Here is a 17,826-nt window from a genome sequence, read left to right as displayed (position 1 = left end):
ATTTTTCATTTTATTTTTACGTTCGCAAAGGCGCTGTCGCTCAGCAATGGTATAATTTTTTAGCTGAATGAAATGCCCTTGCGATCGAAAAAATAGCCATCATTAATATATTCTTTGCGTACTTCGCGTTTTTATCTTTCTACATGCATCCTCATTAATTATCTTTTGTCTATTGCCTTGTCTTCGTAAGCCTTAACGCAACGTTCGCAAATGTGCTGTCGCTCAGCAACAGTATGTTTTTAGCTGAATGAAATGCCCTTGCGATCGAAAAAATAGCCATCATCAATATATTCTTTGTGTACATCGCGTTTTTATCTTTCTACATGCATCCTCATTAATTATCTTTTGTTTATTGCCTTGTCTTCGTAAGCCTTAACGCAACGTTCGCAAATGTGCTGTCGCTTAGCAATGGTATAATTTTTTAGCTGAATGAAATGCCCTTGCGATCGAAAAAATAACCATCATTAATATATTCTTTGCATACATCGCGTTTATCTTTCTACATACCTATTCATTAATTATCTTTTGTTTATTGACTGGCCTTCCGTAAGTTTCTTCCTTTGCTGAAAAAAGAATATGGAAATACAAAAATTAAACTGGGCAGGTGTAAAACTCACTTCACATAACAAAACCATCTTAATAGATGCTGTAGAAGATTTCTCTTATTACAAACCTGTTTTGGGAGATGCTGTAGAGAATCTCATAGAATTTTCAGACCATGTACAGGCAGATTATATCCTGTTTACCCATCTACATCTCGATCATTTTGATAAAGGAGTGATCCGGAAATGCTTAAAGAAAGACGGAAAACTGATCATCTATGCGGGACTGGAACCTATTGTAAGAAAACTTGTACCTGATGTTGAAATGATCGTCCTGAATCTTAATGAAACCTTCACAGAAAACAACATCACCTTCAAACCAGTATTTGCCATGGATGGTGTGGGAGAAATACAGTCTTCCTGGATTGTAGATGATGGTGACACTAAAATCTTTCACGGAGGAGATACCATCTGGCACAACCAGTTCTGGAAGCTTGGAAAAGAAAACCCCAATATAGATTACGCTTTCTTACCCGTAAACGGAGTAGTAGTCAACTTTGAGATCATTGGATTAGAATACAGCCCAGTTCCCGCGTCCCTCAATCTGAAAGAAGCCTTTGCTGCAGCTCATCTTCTGCATGCTAAAAAGCTGGTGCCTATACATTACGGATTGTTTGCTCATGAGAAATGCTATATTCCTCAGGTTTTTGACGAGCAGGATTTGAAAAATATTTCTGAGGAAATAGGACAGGAGCATGTGGTTTTGAAGGATGGAGCAATGCTGGTAGAATCTTAACTGATATTTGTAAGGAAAACTGTCATTCTGAGTGAAATGCAATGGAATGAAGAATCTCAACATTAATAGGAGCAGGTTATTATTCTGAGCATAGACGAAGGAAGCCCGTTTTCTTTTGTGCGTAATAAGATTGGCTTTAGCCGAAATTTAAAATTAAGTTTTGGCTAAAGCCTTTTGTATTTTTCTTTTTATATTGGACAAAGGCCGATGCTATTGATAACCTTATTGTATTTTATTTATTTAATAATAAGAGTTTAGTTTCCTTCGGAACGACAAAATGAGCGCTTAGATTATCCACACAGTTTGTCATTCCGCAGGAATCTCGACAACGATTAAACATCAAAACCTTTAAAATTTCTCAACAAAAAAGCTATGAAAAGTTTTCCATAGCTTCCTGATAATCGATGAGTTTGTATTATATTTTCCCTTTCTCCAGATAGTTTTTCAGATCTCCAAGATTTGTCCACGCATAAGAAGAACTATATTGACAAATATAAATACCATCTTCCTCAAAGATAATACTTATAGTAGGGAGCTTTCCTGTGTTTTTTGAATGTTTGAAATCCCAAAACATTTGATGGGTATATCATATTTTCTCAAACAGCGCAGAATTCCCACAAACTCATAAATCTCAGCAGCCTGTCTGTCTGATAACTCAATTTTAAGGTTAAAGTTTTTTGTGAAAAATGAGAATATAATGGTTTGAAATCCAAAATGTTTTCAGATTATTTTCTGTTTGGTTAAAATACAAATCTGCTAATAAGCTGAGCTCATAGTAAATTATTATATAATATCCAATAAAAAGAATTTATTCCTCTTTCCATTTATTGTATAATCTTTTCATATTTCTACATTTAGTTCCTGTTTGAAAAGTTCCTTCTTGATCATCTTCAATAGTTTTGAAAAGCATATCTCTATATTCAAGTTTAAAATCATCTTCATCTAGTTTTTTCTTAATCACAAAATAGCATAATCTATCAAATACATTCAAATAATTTTCGAAAGCTTCTTTTCTATGACTGTCAAGTACCTTCAAAATTTCTTTTTCTTTTGAAGAGGGTTGTTCTTCGAGAGAATGTATAAATTTCTCATTTTCATTTCTAATTTCAGAAAGTCTTTCTTTTCTCCTATTAAGTTCAAATTCAATTTCAAAAATTGTCATTAAATTATTTGCTGTAAGACTTTTATTAAGATTTGAAAGTTGATAATACGCTACAATTACTGTAGCCAAGCTCCCAACTGCTGAAATAATTCCTGGAATAATATTCCAATCCATTTTGTTGTTATTTTTTATTTAAGACTTCATTTAATAAAGCTAAATATCTGCTATTATTATTAACCATATGAGAGTTATCCTGTTCTTTGATTAACTCAGTTTCAAAAAGTTTTTTAATGGCTAAATCATTATAACCTTTGTTTCTGAAATGATTTACAGCTTCTTGTAAGAGTTTTATTTTTTCATTGTCAAGCTTTAATTTATCTAATTGTGTTTTAATTTTTAGTGCATAATCGAAATCATGTAAATTCATTGTAAGTATTTTTAGTGTAAAGTAATTAGAATAAGATTGGAAAAGGCTAAAGTATAATTATTTTAGTGGGTGGTAATTTTTTCGTTTAAAAATATTAAAATTTTGATATAGGCAATAATTAGTAGGATTACTTTTAATCCAAAAAGAAACCATGAGAAGTAGTTTAAATTTTCTGGAGATGAAACAATATCATCATCATTTTTACCTTTTTTCTTTTCTTTATGGTAAAACCTTGACCAAATAATAGATTGATATGTATACTGAAATAGATCTGAAGTTAGACTGGATAGAATAAGTATAGCAGAATAAAGTAATGATTCATCAAGTATAATTTTATCTTTAAAATTTGTTTTAAATATCCAAATTATGGCGATGCCTGCTAAGCTCAATTGTCTTGTAATATCACTCAATTTACCAGTAAAAGTATAATAATCTTGTTGATATTCTGAAAGCTTCATAATTATTTATCTCTAGGTCCTGTTCCTTTAATATTTATTTTTCCCTTACCTTCAGCTTGACTTAAGGTACTTCCAGCTGCACTTTTTGAACTAGAAGATGTTCTTCCATCTTTTAAAACCTTTGATGCAATTGTTGCGGCTCTTTTTGAAGTTACTTTCTTTGAATCCTTTGTTTGTGAAAGAGCACTTCCCGCTGATGTTTTTGAATCCTTACCAGTGGATTTACTTTTTAATACATTAGAGGCTTGACCTGCAACTTTAGTTGATGTGGTTTTTTTAGGAGTAATTTTTTTTGCCATAATATTGGGTTTTATTGTGAATATTCCATTAATTAATATGTTAGCTTATTAAGGCTTATGTATTATTTTGATTATCAAAAATATAAAAGTAGTTCAACAATAATCTCCGTATTTCTACGGAAATTTTATCAAATATAAACTACATCATTTTCAAAATCTTACGGGTTTCCGTAACTCCCAAAACTTTCCAGTGCTAAAACATCCCATTTACAACCATCCCAACCCTTCAGAACTCCAAAACAATAGTAAAACAGCTCTCCCAAGCCCTCCGCTTATTACAAACAAGTATGTTTGAAACTTCCCAAGAACTTGTGAAGTCTCCTGCAAGTTGGGGGAAACCTCCCAAGACCTTGGGAGGTTTGTTGCAGGTATGTTTGTAACAAAACAACTTTTTTCTATATTTGATTATTAATTTTTTAAAACCAAAAACACAAAAAAATGAAAATTGCCCTCACACAGCTGAGCACTAAAGATCTTGCGACTTTAGCTCAAAGAATTATTTCCAATGCCCAATCCGGAAAATACCCTGTTATTAACAATCATCCTCTTGTAGGCTCTTTGGCATCTTCCTATACGGAATACGATAAGGTCTATACAAAGCAAGTCTACAGCGGAAAAGGGAAGGACGTAGCCACAGCCGATTACAAAAGAGATACCGCGTATGCCAATCTGAAATCTTTCCTGAACGGGTATCGTAAGCTGCCTTCTGCGGCCAACTATCAGCTGGCAGAGGATCTCTACGGAGTATTCAAAACTTTTGGGCTGAACCTGGACAGGCTGAGTTATTCTTCACAAACCGCTCAGATGAAGAAGCTTATAGAAGCATTAGAAACGACAGAAAACAAACAGAAGATCACACTTCTTTCTCTGGATGCAGCCTTTGCAGAGATGAAAGCTAAGCAGGATGCTTTTGAAATAGTGTTTGCAGAGCAGGCGGGAGCTAATGCCGATCTTCGTCAAATGACGAGTGCTAGTGCTATCCGTAAAGATCTGGAGAAAACAGTGAAATCTTATCTTAATCTGCTTACGGTAATGAAAGAGGTATCAGGCTGGGAATTGCTGTACAGTGATACTAACGAGTTGGTGAAGGCAGCAAAGAACTCTACATCAGAGAAGAAAGAGAGTGGTGAAACTCCACAGAAATAGGTGGATTATTATTTTGTTGGAGAACCGCGAACATGCAAGTTGTGTAAGCATAAGTATTTTTTTAGGCGGAGGAACATTTCGACTTCGCTCAATATGAGATTTTCAGCAGGTAATACGTGATTATTTTCCCACAAATCTCACAGATCTTTTTGATATTTATCTGCTTAATCTGCGAGAGATCATTAAGGTATAGATTCCTTGCTTTGCTCGGAATGACAAAGATGCCGTTGAAATTTTATCGTAGATAAAATCCTGGCGCCTTAAAACAGTCTTTTTGAATATTATTTTGCGCCTCTGCGTTTACCAACAAAATATGTTTTTGACGCAAAGCTTTTAATTATTATTCTCCTTAGAATAAGGAAGCAAAGGGATGTGGCTGCGCCACTGATGAAGCGGGATGTAAAACGGCAGCTTCATAAAATCAATCTTGATTGATTCTTCTTTGCCCGCTTGAGTATTGTATTTCTTTAATTTGATCTTTGCGTTTTCAACTACGGTAAAAAAAGAGGCTGTCTCAAAAGTGAGACAGTCTTTTTTTTGAGCATAAAAAAAGGAAAGCTTTTGCTTTCCTAATAGTTGCAAATTGATTAATTTGCTGTGTGTTAAGTAAATCAAAGGTAGTCTTTAAAGATTATAATCCCAAGCAAAATTTTCTTTTTCCTCCTGATTTGTCGGAGCTGATAGAAAATAATCATCCTGTACGAACTGTTTCAGCTGTTATAGATGGTCTGGACATCACTAATTTACTCCGTAATTATAAACCCGGCGGCACATCGGCGTATCATCCCAAAATGCTTTTGAAAGTATTGGTTTATGGCTATTTGTGTAATATTTATTCGAGTAGAAAGCTGGAGCAGGCACTCAAAGAGAATGTTCATTTTATGTGGCTAAGCGCCATGAACCGTCCCGATCATAATACTTTGAACCGTTTCAGAAGTGAGAGGTTAAAAGGAGAACTCAAAGAGATCTTCGCACAAATTGTATTATATCTGGAGAAAGAAGGTCTGGTAAGCCTGCAAACCATCTTTACAGATGGGACTAAAATAGAAGCCAATGCCAATCGTTACACATTTGTATGGGGAAAGGCTATCAAAAAGAATAAAGAACGTATAGAGTCCCAACTTGAGGATTTGTGGAACTACACTCAGGAAATAGCCAGGGAAGAAATGAAAGATACTTCGGAGGTAACCTTTAAGTCTATGGACAAAGAAAAAATAAAATCTGTTATAGAAACGATAGATTCTACTTTAAAAAAGAAGAAAATTTGCTCTAAAGTTCGTCAGAAGATTAATTACGCAAAAAAGAACTGGCCTGAAAATCTTGAAAAATATGAGAACCAAGAGGCTATTCTTGGGAATAGGAACAGCTATTCAAAAACAGACCCTGATGCTACTTTTATGCGCATGAAAGAGGATCATATGCGTAATGGGCAGCTCAAAGCGGCTTACAATCTTCAGTTGAGTACCGAGAATCAGTTTATCATTAATTATACTCTGCATCCTAATCCTGGTGACACTAAAACCCTTCTTGCTCATATTAAGAATTTTGAACACCTTTATCATAAACCTCCCAACGAAATAGTGGCTGATGCAGGATATGGCTCAGAAGAGAACTATATTTTTCTCCAAAAGAGAAAAGTCAAAGCCTATATCAAGTATAATTATTTTGATAAAGATCAGAAAACCAAAATTATAACATCTTCGCCCTCTAACCCAAAACTTTCAAAGCTCCGGCATAAGGTTCATAAGCTTCTCAATACAAAACGGGGCATAATGCTTAGAAAACAAAGGTGTCACGATGTAGAACCTGTGTTTGCTCAAATCAAACATAACAAAGGATTTAAAAGATTTTTTCTCAGAGGACAAAATAAAGTCGAAATAGAAACCGGCTTGATTGCTATTGCGCATAATCTTAGAAAATTGGCTCTGGCAGGGTAAAAAAACCTTCCTTTGTTTTATTCTACCATAATAACTCAAAAATATGATCTAAAAAAAATAAATTCATTGAAAAATATAAGTTACAAAAAAATACGACCATAAAAAAGGCTGTCCTTTTGAGACAGCCTCTTTTTTTGAACCATTAAGAATATCAATCTTCACCTTAATATTCTTAGCTATTTAATTTTTCTTAATGGTTTAATGTAATTTATTATTTCACAGCCGCAATAGCCGCTTCATAGTTGGGTTCCTGAGAAATATCCGGCACTTGTTCTTCATAGATAATATTACCTGAAGGATCTATCACCACAACCGCTCTGCTCAGAAGACCTTTCATTGGAGAATCTACCAGTTCCACCCCATAATTCCAGCCAAAATCTGAACGGAAATCGGAAAGCATAACTACATTTTTAATTCCTTCCGCACCACAGAATCTTTTCTGGGCAAACGGCAGGTCTTTGGAAATACAAAGGACTACCGTATTGGGAAGGTTTCCAGCCTCTTCATTAAAATGATGTACAGAAGCAGAACAAACACCAGTGTCTACGCTCGGGAAGATATTCAGAATAACATATCTTCCTTTGAAGGAATCCAGTGTCTGGTCATTCATATTCACATCGGTAAGGGTAAATTTAGGAGCCGGTTTGTTCAGTGCCGGCAATTTGGCATAAGTGTGAACTTGTTTTCCTCCCATTAAAACAGTATTGATCGCTTTAGATTTTTGAGCAAACCCCACTGCAGAGAAGAATAACAGTGTGCTGCAAACTAATTTTGAAAACATGAAATTTATTTTTAAGCTAAATTATTCTTTTTTCAGGAGCTGAGATTAATTTTAATTCAAATAGATCGAATCTATTGTCAGATTATTTTTTTCAACATAATTTACTTTTACCTTTATATTATAAAACGTAGTAGTTTCAAAGGTGTCATTCTGAATGAAATAAAATGTAATGAAGAATCTCATATAAAAATCAATAGAGATTCTTCCTTCGTCAGAGTGACAAAAGTCAAATAATTTAAATTTTGAGACAATCTCAATCTTATCACATAAAAAAATATAAAGATTTATGAGTTCAGAAAATACAGCATCATTTCGTCACAACATTTTTAAAGGAGAAAACGAAATTCCGGAAGAATATAAAGTTCCGGTGATCCATCAGAGAACCTATCTTTTAAATGGAGAACTGGTGGAATGGAACGGCGAAGTTACCGAAATCTATTCCCCGGTATGCATTCCTACAGAAAACGGATTGGAAAGGAAGCTTCTGGGAAGCATCCCGAATATTGGCCCGAATGAAGCCATGGAAGTCCTTGAAGCTTGTGTAAAAGCCTATGATAATGGTCTTGGTGAATGGCCTACCATGTCTGTGGAAGGAAGAATCAAATGTATGCAGAAATTCGTGTACCTGATGATCCAGCAGAGAGATCTGGTTATCAAACTGCTGATGTGGGAAATCGGAAAGACACTGGCCGATTCTACCAAAGAATTTGACCGTACGGTAGATTATATCAATCAGACCATTGATGCATTAAAAGATCTTGATAGGGAATCTTCACGCTTTCAACAGGCTGAGGGAACGATTGCACAGATCAGAAGGGCACCGCTTGGTGTAGTGTTAAGTATGGGGCCATTCAATTATCCTCTGAATGAAATTTTTACCACATTGATTCCGGCTCTGATCATGGGAAATACCATCCTTTTTAAACTGCCGAAACATGGTGTCCTTGCTCATTATCCTTTATTAAACGCATTCAAGGAAGCATTCCCGAAAGGAACGGTGAATACATTATATGGAAAAGGATCAGAAATCATCACTCCGATTATGGAAAGCGGGAAAGTAAACGTTCTGGCTTTTATCGGATCCAGTAAAGTGGCTAACGGATTAAAAAAACTACACCCGAAAGTGAACCGTTTAAGAGCTATTCTGAGTCTGGATGCTAAAAATGCAGCCATCGTTACCAAAAATGCGAATCTTGATGTTGCGGTGAGTGAGTGTATTTTAGGAACGCTTTCTTTTAATGGGCAGCGTTGTACAGCATTGAAGTTGATATTCGTTCAGAAAGAAGTGGCATTGGAGTTTACAGAGAAATTAAGTGCCGCTGTCTCTGCCTTAAAGGCCGGGCTGCCATGGGAAAAAGACGTTAAAGTAACACCGCTTCCGGAGGTCAACAAACCTGCTTATCTGAAAGAATGTATTGATGATGCTTTACAGAAAGGAGCTGCAGTACTGAATAAAGATGGAGGATATACAGATGAATCTTTTGTTTTTCCGGCTGTAGTATATCCTGTAAACAGTGATATGAAGCTGTATCATGAGGAACAGTTTGGCCCTGTGATTCCTGTTGTTCCCTTCGAAGATATAGAAGAGCCTATAGAATATCAGGTGAATGCCTCCCACGGAATGCAGATAAGTATTTTCAGTGAAGATCCTCATGAAGTAGCAAGACTGATTGATCCGTTTGTGAATCTTGTAAGCCGTGTCAACATCAACTGCCAGGCACAGAGAGGTCCCGATGTTTTTCCATTTACCGGAAGAAAAGACAGTGCGGAAGGAACACTTTCTGTATTTGATGCGCTCCGTTCATTCTCCATCCGGTCTCTGGTGGCGGCAAAGCTGACAGATTCCAACAAAGAGCTGCTGAATACGATTGTAAGGGAACATGATTCTAACTTTTTAAGCACAGATTATATTTTCTGATTCTGACCAGCATTATATTTAACATAAAATAAAATCCTCAATAAATGCCTTGATTTGTTGAGGATTTTTTTAACTTAATACCGGAAATTAAAGTTTTGTGTTATAATAGGATGGTGTTTTTTAGAGATGTCATCTAATGATCAGTGTGTAAATCATGTCTTCACCCGAAAAAGAATTTTTAGAGAAAATTGAAAAGCACAAAGGTGTTATTTTCAAGATCTCTAAAATGTATATGGATAATAAGGACGACCAGAATGACCTCTACCAGGAGATCATTTACCAGGCCTGGAAATCATACGCTGATTTTCAAAAGAGAAGTGATTTCTCCACATGGCTGTACAGAACTGCGCTCAACACAGCCATTGTTTTTTTGCGAAGTGAAAAAAAACGTAGTTTTATACAAAATCAGAATGTGGATGGGCTGAGTGCCAGGCAGGAACCTTATAATGATACGGATGATATGAATATGAAGAGGATGTATGAAGCCATCCATCAACTAAGCCCCATTGATAAAGCCCTTATATTTTTCTTTTTAGAGGGTTTTTCGGGAAAAGAGATTGCTGTACAACTGGGAATTACTGAAGTGAATACACGCGTAAAGCTGAAGAGGGCGAAAGAAAAGCTGAAAGAGATTATTGCCGGACAAGGTGCAGATTCCCATTAAAAAATGACACTATGGAGTTAGAAAACTTTAAAGAACTTTGGAATAAAGATACAGGACACGGATCCCCTGAAATTTCTCTGGAAAAACAGAAGGAAATACATTCCCCGTTGGAGATGCTGAAAGTGAATATGCAAACTGAATTCTGGCTGATGATTATAACACTGCCTTTGCTCTTAACAGGTGTTCCATTGGCTTCTGCCGATTCTAATATTAAAACCATTTCAATATTTGTCACGATTCTGACAGTTGCTGTTATTATTTATTTTTATTCCCGCTTCCTGAAATTGTATAAGCTGCTTGGAAAAAACAGCATCAATACCAATTATGATTTGTTTAATCTGAGAACGCAGCTCCTCATATCGAAAGAAATTTATATTTCCTATTATATTGCTTATATTCCTCTTGGGTTTCTGTTGTCTCTGATCAAAATTAATTTTCATTTTGATAGGGAATATAACCTGGCTATTTTCGGTATCAGTCTTCTCATTACCCTTCTGTTAATCGCCTTTATCATCAAATACTGGATCTATTATATGTACGGAAGATATATTGATGACGTGGTGCGTCTGGTGGATGAGCTTAACGGAATTGAAGTAAGCCCAAAACCTGAAAAGAAAATGACATGGTTTGAACGTTCACAGAGATTTTTTATGAATAAAATGGGGATTAAAGGAAATATTCTGAATACCGTGATATGGTTTGTGTCCATGTATTTTTTAATCATTTTATTGCTGACAATTATTCTTCTGATCGTTATCATAGTGGGAGCAAAATTTGATTTCCTGGATATCGGTTCATTACAGCGAGCTTTAAATAAACTGAATTAGAAATGATTGTATCTTCTGTAAAATTTCTATCTTTAGAACATTGAGTTGTAAAAAAAATATTACATGGATGATTTTAAAAATCAGATGTATTCTATAGAAGAATTTCTGGAGCTTGTAAAGAACAAGCAGGACAGGAAAGCAGCCTTCGACCCTGAATATAATTATGCAGTTTATTCTTCAGCAGACGAATTTAAGCCCGGAATGAAAATTTTTATCGGAGATCCTTTGGATATTGGTGGGGATGATAATGAAATCTTACCTGATTTTGTTTTTCATAACAAGCTCCATTATATGTGTTCGGATGAAAATATTCAGGATGTGGTGGATCTTGCTTTCAGACAGCGTGCTGATATTAGCTCTTCTCAGCTTATCACTGCCCTGAACCATTATCTGGAAAAAGATGACTTCTTTGATTTTAAATAATAAAAGAATTAGATACATAAAAACAATGACCTAATGTTAAAAATTTCAGGTTATTGTTTTTTTTACGTAACATTTTTAATTTTTCCTACTAACTGATCAGTTCGGAAAAAAATTATTCCGACTCATACTATTCAGGGGAAATCGTAAAAAGCTTCAAAATACAATGAGGCCTGGCTGTATTTTCTGCCAGGTTTTTTTACAAAATAATTTTCAAAAAATTACCAGTCAGCATATGCAAAGTCTTCTGTGAGAATTGAAAATACAGAAAAGATTCCGGCGGGCTGAAAGCCCGCCGGATCAATATTCATTACTTACTTTTGTTTTCTTTTTCTTTGGCAATTTCGTTCTTTATCCAATCCAGCTGAGGATCTTTTTGATCAATAATATCTTGCATATTTTCAATAATAGTCACATCCGGAACAACCCCTTTCCGTGATTCTGAAAAATTAATATTAGGCTGCACCAGGAGCAGTCCTATCGGAAATCTGATTTCAGAATTGGGAAGCTTCTGGTAGGAATAAAATCCGGCCACAGTTCCGTCATTGTCTCCACCGGTTTCCTCTCCCACAAGCGTTGCTCTTTTATCATTCTTAAGTTTGGCGGTGATAATAGAAGATGCCGAGAAGCTCCCTCCGTTAATCAGTACAAAAACTTTTCCATGGAAAGCCTCCTTTTTAGGCTTTGTAGGCTTGTCTGCCTTCATCTTGTAGAATACTTTTCCATCTTTTTTATAGGTGCTGAAAGTCTGTGCAAGAAAATAACTCGGATAGGCAATACTTTTAAGAGCATACTCTAAAGGAGTACTTTTTCTGAAATAATTGGTGCGTAAAGGCGCATTTCTTGAAGTTAGCTGAGAGGGTTTAATCAGAGTAAACGGTGCATCAGCTAAATACGAATACAGGTTATTGATTTCATATAATGAACCGCCGTAGTTGTTTCGGACATCGATGATGAGGTAGGAAGATTTTGAATGGTTGATGCTGGCAAAGGCTTTTTTATAAAACTTATCTGAGTAATCCCTTGAGAAGCTTTTTACCTTAATATAAGCAATAGTACTGTCTTTATCCAGAAACTTGAAGCTTCTGTTATAAGAATCACTTGAAGCTACATAATCGTTCAGTTTCTTTTCCGGGGTCTTTTTCTTCATTTCCTTATCCTTTTCAAGATCAGAGTCAGATTTTGTTTCTCTGGTTAAGGTGTACGTCTTTTTTTCTCCCTGGTATAGGGTTTCAAGAGTAGCTTTGCTGTCAAAACCATTTTCAGCAGTATAAAAATTAAAGAACAGATCTTTTAAAAAATACGGGTGGAAAGTGGTATTATCCCCATCACTGCTGATCAGGCTTCTGTACTTTTTGATATAATCAGATACAGGTACATTATTGATGGATAAAATTTCAGTTCCCGGCTTTATGTGCTCAATAGAATCTTTGTTTTGGATGATATACATTCGGTCTCCCGATATATAATATTCAAAACGGCTGAACATTCCTTTTTGATGTTCCAGCCTTTTAATTTCTTCTTTCGTAAATTTCTTTCTGGGAATTCTCAATGAAAGATGGCCTTCACGAATTCCGGCGATAACGGGCTGAAGTTTGAAATAAAACTGAAGTGGGGTAAGTGGTTCGGTGATCGTTTGCTTGAGGCTGTCAAATTTACGCTCCAGTTCCTTCCTGGGAATATACCAGTATAATTGAGGGTGCATTTGCTGTAATTTTGAATACGCAAAGTCCACATCCTCTTTAAGTTGCTCCGGTGGAATACATGAAGCCCGCTGTTCGTTGTGTTTTTTTACAGAGGCACAAGACGAAAAAATAGCGAGAAGAAATATTACCGAATAATTTTTCAATGTATCTGAGTTTTTTAGGGTGCTAAAATAGAAAGTTTAAAATTAATCCCGACTTAAATGAATAATAAATTTTTAAAAATACATGATAAATTTAGTTAAAAAATGGAGTAAAATGGAATAAACTTTCATTTAAAGACAAAAGTCAATACATTTGATATTTATTTCGTACAGATGATTTACTGGATTATTACGTGTATAGTTGTTTTGACGGTAACTTTTTTTATCGTGATCAATATGAAGGCGTTTGGTGGTGTACCAAAAGGAAAAAGGCTGAAGCGCATCAGGCAGTCGAAACTTTATAAAAAGAAACAATTCCAGAATATCAGCCATACACCTTCCCTTACAGAAGGCTACAAAATGTCAAAAGTGACTTATGATTTCTTTTTAGGAAAAAAAGATCCTCTGTTGAAACCCTTAAAAGCCATTCCATCTCTTCATACCGATTTGAAAAATTTTGATAAAAATCAGGATACCTTAATCTGGCTGGGACATTCATCTTATTACCTGCAGACAGATGGCGTTTCCTTTTTGATAGATCCTGTCCTGAGTCTTTACGGCTCACCTTTCAAATATTTTAATAAAGCTTTCAAAGGTTCAGATATTTTTAAGCCTGAAGACATTCCCGGCATAGATTATCTGGTCATCACACATGATCATTTTGACCACCTGGATTACCCAACGGTAAAATCGATCGAAGAAAGAACAGAAATGGCCATTATACCATTGGGAGTAGGAGCGCACCTGGAAAGATGGGGATATGCTGAACACAAGCTTATTGAAGAAGAATGGGGAACAGAAGTTGCCCTGAAAAATGATGTAAAAATTGTTTTCACTCCTGCCAGACATTTTTCAGGAAGAAGAGTGAGACAGAATGATACGCTTTGGAGTTCTTACGTACTGATAACACCTACTAAGAAAATTTTCCTGGGAGGAGACAGTGGCTATGATTCCCATTTTAAAGCAATAGGCGAGCAATATGGACCTTTCGATTATGCTGTTCTTGAAAACGGACAATATGGAGAGGCATGGCGGTATATTCATACACTACCTGAAGATGTTATTCAGGCTGCTATTGATCTTAAAGCACAGCGTATTATCCCGGTTCATGCAGCCAAATTTGCACTGGCACTTCATCCGTGGAATGAACCTTTACAAAAGATAACCGCCCTTGGAAAAGAAAAACAGCTGAATATCCTCACCCCGATGATCGGTGAGGTTGTACATCTGAATCAGTCAGACCAGAAATTTACAGCCTGGTGGGAAAGCTGATCAGGCATGCCAGATTTCTTTATATCTTGCGGGGTGATTTTCAAACTGTTGTCTTACAAAATCGCATTCCGGGTCTACAAGCAAATCTTTTTCTTCCGCATAGCGTACCAGCTCGTCCAGCAATAGTTTTGCATATCCTTTTCCCTCACGCTCTTCGTCAAGTTTCGTATAAAATACAATTAACAGTCTTCCATCAACCTCTATGGACATATAACCTGCCTTTTTCCCATCGATAAGTAGCTGCAATTCATCCTGATATTGAGATACCTGAAACTTTATATTTTCCATAACAATCTAAGATTTGGTTGATTAAAAATAATTTTGAGAAATTCTTTTAAAAACATTATCTCCATTAAAATTACGAAATTAAATGATATCAGATAATAGTTTTTAATAATCTTAACGAATTTTATAACATAACTGGAAAAAGATAAAAGATATTACCATTAAATATCCGTATGTCAGGATCAATAGAGGTGGGCTTTAGCCCGCCATACAATATATAATTTCTCCTACGGCTTTAGCCGAAACTTAAATATAGGTGTTTTTATAAATCTGCAATGTGTTGATTATTAATGTATAATAGGGTTGTTGTTTAATAATTCTTGGGATCTAATCATAACTTTAGAATAATTGATGTTAAGAATTTAATAAAAAATACAGAAAATAATTCAAAGATAATCAGTGGTTTATGATTTTCATTAACAAATATTAGTATTTATATTTAAGAATTGGCACTTTAATTGACTATCCCTTCATGTTTAATTTTAAAGTGGTGTGAAATGAAAAAGTTAATATTAACAGCATTATTGGTTGGGACCTTCAGTTTGAGTTATGCCCAATCAGATTATTATAATGATTACAGAAGGAGTATCTCAGATATCAACTGGCAAAGGGTAATTACTGATCTTGTGCTTTCAACAACACAGGCCAATCAGATTTACGTATTGAATGACAGATACCGTGATTATGATACGTGGAACAGAGTTTACGTAGTAGAACCTGGAAGATGGAGGAATGACCGCTATTCGGAGCTGGAAAGAATTCTGGGTAGAGAAAAGTATATCCTTTTTAAAAAGAAATATTACAGAGGTCAGAATCCGGTAATCGTCTATGGCAGAAACAAAAACGATTATAAAAAATATCGTAAACAACAGGAAAAGTATTATAAAAATCAGGAGAAATACTATAAAAAACAAAATAAACATCGCGGTCACGGACATGACGGTGATTGGGATTAAACCCATTATCAACGCTATCACTTATAACGGCTGACATTTTTTGTCAGCCATTTTATTTTTCAATATCTGATGTGATTTATTTTGTTTGATTTTTATAACTTTGATCTATGGAATCACACGAATCACTCAAAGGTTTTTATGAAAGGAATGCTCCCAATCTGGCATCTCAATGTATTGGGGTGAATAAAATGGGCCACTTCAATGTCTTTTCACGGGAGTATTGCTCTCCGCACACTCCTTACAGCAGGAGAGATTATTATAAGATTTCTTTAATTATAGGAAAGGGAAAGCTTCATTATGCTGACAAATGGATCAAAGTAGACCGTCCCGCATTATTGTTTTCCAACCCCATTATTCCTTATTCCTGGGAAGCTGATGATGAAGATCAGAAAGGCTGGTTCTGCCTTTTTACCGATCAGTTTCTGCACAATGGAAGCCGGATGGGAAACCTTCAGGATTCTCCGCTGTTCAAGATTGGAGGAACTCCGGTTTTTTTTGTAGATGAACAACAGCAGAAAATACTTGCTGAGATCTATACTAAAATGATGACGGAGATCCAGTCAGATTATATTCACAAGTATGATATGCTGAGAGCATATCTTCATCTGATGATTCATGAGACGATGAGAATGCAGCCGGCAGAAAGTTTCGAACCTTATCAGAATGCTTCACAAAGGGTTGCCTCTTTATTTATGGAATTGTTGGAAAGACAGTTTCCTATCGACAGCCCTGAGGCCTTTTTGAAATTAAAAACGCCGAATGATTATGCCCGGAGTCTTTCCATTCATGTGAATTCTTTGAACCGTTCGGTAAAAGAGATTACAGGAAAAACAACCAGCCAGCAGATCACCGCAAGGATTATTCAGGAAGCCAATGCCTTACTGAAACATACGGATTGGAATATTGCTGAGATTGCCTACGGATTAGGTTTTGAAGAACCCGCTTATTTCACCAATTATTTTAAAAAACAAACCGGAATTACTCCCAATGCCTTAAGAATGGATGTTGTTTGAATTTTATAATTCTTAGTTTGAATTCTATATCAGGGTTGGCTTCCTGATGTTCTAATTTTGTCATGTAAAATTAAATCATACCTATCATGAAATTTAAAAAATTAGGAAACACAGAAGAACAGTTATCAGCAATCGGTTTAGGATGTATGGGAATGAGTTTCGCATATGGTCCTACCGACGAGCAGGAAAGTATCAATACCCTGCACAGAGCTTTGGATTTAGGAGTTAACTTTTGGGATACGGCAGATATGTATGCCAATGGAGAAAATGAAAAACTGATTTCTAAAGTTTTAGTACCGAACAGGGATAAAATCTTCATTGCTACCAAATTCGGATTCAGGTTTAAAGATGGTAAGGCAAGCCACAGCGGTGCTCCGGGAACTTATTTTGACGGCTCTCCGGAATGGATAAAACAGGCTGTAGATTTAAGCCTTCAAAGATTAAAGATCGATACAATCGACTTGTATTATGCGCATAGAGTAGATCCTAATGTTCCTGTAGAAGAAACGGTAGGAGCAATGGCAGAATTGGTAAAGGCAGGAAAAGTGAAATATCTTGGATTGTCTGAAGCTTCGGCAGAATCTATCAGAAAGGCTAATAAAATTCACCCTATCGCAGCATTGCAGTCAGAATATTCTATCCTTACGAAAGATGTCGAAAATGAGATTTTACCCACCATCAGAGAACTGGGGATTTCTTTGGTTCCTTATTCGCCGTTAGCAAGAGGACTCTTTACCAATATCTATGATGCACAAAATCTGGGTGATGACGATTTCAGAAAATCATTACCGCGTTATCAGCAGGAATACCTTGAAAATAACACTAAGCTGGCTAACGAAATCAACGAATTTGCAGCTTCCAAAGGAGTGAAAGGAACCCAGCTTGCCTTAGCGTGGGTGCTGAACCAGGGAGATGATATCATTCCGATTCCGGGTACAAAACGCATCAAATATCTGGAAGAAAATATTGCAGCCGTCAATATTGAACTTTCCCAATCAGATCTGGATACCATTGATGCCATCTTGAAAAAATACCCTAATGTAGGAGAAAGATACAATGAAGGTTCAATGAAACTGGTGAACAATTAAAGACTATGTTAGATAAAAACTGAGCTTCTTACAATAAAAAGAGCTCAGT

The 17,826-nt window shown here is 35.8% G+C and carries 18 protein-coding genes; 11 read left to right on the top strand and 7 right to left on the bottom strand.

Annotated elements, in window-relative coordinates; all coding sequences use genetic code 11:
* The first annotated feature begins 576 nt into the window (after nt 1-576).
* Nucleotides 577-1,338: an MBL fold metallo-hydrolase gene (locus V0410_RS07015; protein WP_330746869.1), complete on the top strand. Its 762-nt coding sequence runs from the start codon at nt 577-579 to the stop codon at nt 1,336-1,338.
* A gap of 808 nt (nt 1,339-2,146) precedes the next feature.
* Here the strand turns inward: V0410_RS07015 and V0410_RS07010 are convergent.
* From V0410_RS07010 to V0410_RS06995, 4 genes are all read right to left on the bottom strand, one after another.
* Nucleotides 2,147-2,614, bottom strand: a complete 468-nt coding sequence (locus tag V0410_RS07010; RefSeq protein WP_330746868.1) for a hypothetical protein — start codon at nt 2,612-2,614, stop codon at nt 2,147-2,149.
* A gap of 7 nt (nt 2,615-2,621) precedes the next feature.
* Nucleotides 2,622-2,867 carry a hypothetical protein gene (locus V0410_RS07005; protein ID WP_330746867.1) on the bottom strand — a complete coding sequence of 82 codons (246 nt, stop codon included), beginning with the start codon at nt 2,865-2,867 and terminating at the stop codon, nt 2,622-2,624.
* 62 nt (nt 2,868-2,929) lie between these two features.
* Nucleotides 2,930-3,325, bottom strand: a complete 396-nt coding sequence (locus V0410_RS07000; protein ID WP_330746866.1) for a hypothetical protein — start codon at nt 3,323-3,325, stop codon at nt 2,930-2,932.
* Nucleotides 3,326-3,327: 2 nt separating this feature from the next.
* Nucleotides 3,328-3,624: a hypothetical protein gene (locus V0410_RS06995; RefSeq protein ID WP_330746865.1), complete on the bottom strand. Its 297-nt coding sequence runs from the start codon at nt 3,622-3,624 to the stop codon at nt 3,328-3,330.
* A 438-nt stretch (nt 3,625-4,062) separates the two neighbouring features.
* Between V0410_RS06995 and V0410_RS06990 the strand changes: the two genes are divergently transcribed.
* The gene (locus V0410_RS06990; RefSeq protein ID WP_330746864.1) at nt 4,063-4,770 is read left to right on the top strand and encodes a DUF6261 family protein; all 708 of its coding nucleotides are present in this window, start codon (nt 4,063-4,065) and stop codon (nt 4,768-4,770) included.
* 599 nt (nt 4,771-5,369) lie between these two features.
* The gene (locus V0410_RS06985) at nt 5,370-6,707 is read left to right on the top strand and encodes an IS1182 family transposase (RefSeq protein ID WP_330743286.1); all 1,338 of its coding nucleotides are present in this window, start codon (nt 5,370-5,372) and stop codon (nt 6,705-6,707) included.
* A 211-nt stretch (nt 6,708-6,918) separates the two neighbouring features.
* Here V0410_RS06985 and tpx read toward each other — a convergent pair whose 3' ends face one another.
* Nucleotides 6,919-7,488 carry a thiol peroxidase gene (gene tpx / locus V0410_RS06980; RefSeq protein WP_330746862.1) on the bottom strand — a complete coding sequence of 190 codons (570 nt, stop codon included), beginning with the start codon at nt 7,486-7,488 and terminating at the stop codon, nt 6,919-6,921.
* Nucleotides 7,489-7,774: 286 nt separating this feature from the next.
* On the opposite strand from tpx, the gene V0410_RS06975 reads away from it, so the two are divergent.
* The 4 genes from V0410_RS06975 (at nt 7,775) to V0410_RS06960 (ending at nt 11,320) form a co-directional block, all read left to right on the top strand.
* A complete protein-coding gene (locus V0410_RS06975; RefSeq protein WP_330746861.1) occupies nt 7,775-9,406 on the top strand; it encodes an NADP-dependent glyceraldehyde-3-phosphate dehydrogenase in 1,632 nt (543 codons plus the stop codon).
* A 154-nt stretch (nt 9,407-9,560) separates the two neighbouring features.
* Nucleotides 9,561-10,070 carry an RNA polymerase sigma factor gene (locus V0410_RS06970; protein ID WP_330746860.1) on the top strand — a complete coding sequence of 170 codons (510 nt, stop codon included), beginning with the start codon at nt 9,561-9,563 and terminating at the stop codon, nt 10,068-10,070.
* An 11-nt stretch (nt 10,071-10,081) separates the two neighbouring features.
* Nucleotides 10,082-10,897, top strand: coding sequence for a hypothetical protein (locus tag V0410_RS06965; RefSeq protein WP_330746859.1), 816 nt, complete (start codon nt 10,082-10,084; stop codon nt 10,895-10,897).
* Nucleotides 10,898-10,960: 63 nt separating this feature from the next.
* Entirely contained in the window at nt 10,961-11,320 is a 360-nt protein-coding gene (locus V0410_RS06960) for a DUF7716 domain-containing protein (RefSeq protein WP_330746858.1), read from the top strand.
* Nucleotides 11,321-11,627: 307 nt separating this feature from the next.
* Here V0410_RS06960 and V0410_RS06955 read toward each other — a convergent pair whose 3' ends face one another.
* Nucleotides 11,628-13,166, bottom strand: coding sequence for a S41 family peptidase (locus V0410_RS06955; RefSeq protein WP_330746857.1), 1,539 nt, complete (start codon nt 13,164-13,166; stop codon nt 11,628-11,630).
* Between the two features lie 171 nt (nt 13,167-13,337).
* On the opposite strand from V0410_RS06955, the gene V0410_RS06950 reads away from it, so the two are divergent.
* Nucleotides 13,338-14,435, top strand: coding sequence for an MBL fold metallo-hydrolase (locus V0410_RS06950; RefSeq protein WP_330746856.1), 1,098 nt, complete (start codon nt 13,338-13,340; stop codon nt 14,433-14,435).
* On the opposite strand, the gene V0410_RS06945 is transcribed toward V0410_RS06950, so the two are convergent.
* On the bottom strand, nt 14,436-14,723 hold the full coding sequence (locus V0410_RS06945; protein WP_047433564.1) for a GNAT family N-acetyltransferase: 288 nt from the start codon (nt 14,721-14,723) through the stop codon (nt 14,436-14,438).
* A gap of 494 nt (nt 14,724-15,217) precedes the next feature.
* On the opposite strand from V0410_RS06945, the gene V0410_RS06940 reads away from it, so the two are divergent.
* The 3 genes from V0410_RS06940 (at nt 15,218) to V0410_RS06930 (ending at nt 17,777) form a co-directional block, all read left to right on the top strand.
* A complete protein-coding gene (locus tag V0410_RS06940) occupies nt 15,218-15,676 on the top strand; it encodes a hypothetical protein (protein WP_330746855.1) in 459 nt (152 codons plus the stop codon).
* A gap of 107 nt (nt 15,677-15,783) precedes the next feature.
* On the top strand, nt 15,784-16,689 hold the full coding sequence (locus V0410_RS06935) for a helix-turn-helix domain-containing protein (protein WP_202838572.1): 906 nt from the start codon (nt 15,784-15,786) through the stop codon (nt 16,687-16,689).
* 86 nt (nt 16,690-16,775) lie between these two features.
* Nucleotides 16,776-17,777: an aldo/keto reductase gene (locus V0410_RS06930; protein ID WP_110010409.1), complete on the top strand. Its 1,002-nt coding sequence runs from the start codon at nt 16,776-16,778 to the stop codon at nt 17,775-17,777.
* The last annotated feature ends 49 nt before the right edge of the window (nt 17,778-17,826 follow it).

The sequence above is a fragment of the Chryseobacterium sp. CP-77 genome (assembly GCF_036362765.1).
GTDB classification, from domain to species: domain Bacteria; phylum Bacteroidota; class Bacteroidia; order Flavobacteriales; family Weeksellaceae; genus Chryseobacterium; species Chryseobacterium cupriresistens.
The sequence above is the reverse complement of the archived record's forward strand: the minus strand, read 5'-3'. Positions and strand labels throughout refer to the sequence as shown.

Bases quoted from the DNA above. Each gene is read 5' to 3' on its own strand.
- V0410_RS07015 (WP_330746869.1), top strand. From the start codon at position 577: ATGGAAATACAAAAATTAAACTGGGCAGGTGTAAAACTCACTTCACAT.
- V0410_RS07010 (WP_330746868.1), bottom strand. From the start codon at position 2,614: ATGGATTGGAATATTATTCCAGGAATTATTTCAGCAGTTGGGAGCTTG.
- V0410_RS07005 (WP_330746867.1), bottom strand. From the start codon at position 2,867: ATGAATTTACATGATTTCGATTATGCACTAAAAATTAAAACACAATTA.
- V0410_RS07000 (WP_330746866.1), bottom strand. From the start codon at position 3,325: ATGAAGCTTTCAGAATATCAACAAGATTATTATACTTTTACTGGTAAA.
- V0410_RS06995 (WP_330746865.1), bottom strand. From the start codon at position 3,624: ATGGCAAAAAAAATTACTCCTAAAAAAACCACATCAACTAAAGTTGCA.
- V0410_RS06990 (WP_330746864.1), top strand. From the start codon at position 4,063: ATGAAAATTGCCCTCACACAGCTGAGCACTAAAGATCTTGCGACTTTA.
- tpx (WP_330746862.1), bottom strand. From the start codon at position 7,488: ATGTTTTCAAAATTAGTTTGCAGCACACTGTTATTCTTCTCTGCAGTG.
- V0410_RS06975 (WP_330746861.1), top strand. From the start codon at position 7,775: ATGAGTTCAGAAAATACAGCATCATTTCGTCACAACATTTTTAAAGGA.
- V0410_RS06970 (WP_330746860.1), top strand. From the start codon at position 9,561: ATGTCTTCACCCGAAAAAGAATTTTTAGAGAAAATTGAAAAGCACAAA.
- V0410_RS06965 (WP_330746859.1), top strand. From the start codon at position 10,082: ATGGAGTTAGAAAACTTTAAAGAACTTTGGAATAAAGATACAGGACAC.
- V0410_RS06960 (WP_330746858.1), top strand. From the start codon at position 10,961: ATGGATGATTTTAAAAATCAGATGTATTCTATAGAAGAATTTCTGGAG.
- V0410_RS06950 (WP_330746856.1), top strand. From the start codon at position 13,338: ATGATTTACTGGATTATTACGTGTATAGTTGTTTTGACGGTAACTTTT.
- V0410_RS06945 (WP_047433564.1), bottom strand. From the start codon at position 14,723: ATGGAAAATATAAAGTTTCAGGTATCTCAATATCAGGATGAATTGCAG.
- V0410_RS06940 (WP_330746855.1), top strand. From the start codon at position 15,218: ATGAAAAAGTTAATATTAACAGCATTATTGGTTGGGACCTTCAGTTTG.
- V0410_RS06935 (WP_202838572.1), top strand. From the start codon at position 15,784: ATGGAATCACACGAATCACTCAAAGGTTTTTATGAAAGGAATGCTCCC.
- V0410_RS06930 (WP_110010409.1), top strand. From the start codon at position 16,776: ATGAAATTTAAAAAATTAGGAAACACAGAAGAACAGTTATCAGCAATC.